This window comes from Plesiomonas sp. ZOR0011 (genome assembly GCF_000800945.1).
GTDB classification, from domain to species: domain Bacteria; phylum Pseudomonadota; class Gammaproteobacteria; order Enterobacterales; family CAMTGL01; genus Plesiomonas; species Plesiomonas shigelloides.
Map to the genome: position 1 here is coordinate 1 of NZ_JRKB01000108.1, position 598 is coordinate 598.

At 48.3% G+C, this 598-nt stretch carries 1 protein-coding gene; it reads right to left on the reverse strand.

What is annotated here, in order from left to right:
• Nucleotides 1–155 precede the first annotated feature (155 nt).
• Nucleotides 156–598, reverse strand: a 443-nt coding sequence (locus L975_RS16140) for a DUF3304 domain-containing protein (RefSeq protein WP_047709313.1), incomplete at its 5' end; no start/stop codon positions are given.

Sequence of the window (598 nt, forward strand, 5' to 3'; positions counted from 1 at the left end):
CTTGTACCAAGAAAACCCATCCCAGCCACAAGACTAGGGCCATGGCTGTAAACCAACGCAGCCAACGGGGCATTGAGCGCCATACAGCAGTAACAAACATGGAGTTAAAACTACTCATACAAGACGACACTCCCACTTACTCTTAACTATCATTTTCATCTCCACGTCCGGTAGGTATCAATAACGTCACTCATCACTGGCTCTGCCCACCCACCCCAACGCACCATTACTTTGTTGTCGGGCAAAAAGAGAACATGAAAATTATTCTGCCCTATCTCTCGCTTAGGCATGGGTAGGGTAATGGTGTGTTTTTCAAATTTGTAACCGGCCTTTTCTTGTTCTTCGGTCATATCAAGTTCCCAGTCGATTTTTACCGTATCGCCTTCAATCCGATAGGGGCCTGCGCTACCGCCGCCTCCAGCATTAAAACCGTCAAAGGCAAAGGTATTACTGCCCATCTTGCCGTTAACATAGACATAACTGATGGGTCGATTCATCACTGAGTTCACGACAATCGATGCCCCACCATGGCGCTCTTGTACCAAGAAAACCCATCCCAGCCACAAGACTAGGGCCATGGCTGTAAACCAACGCAGCC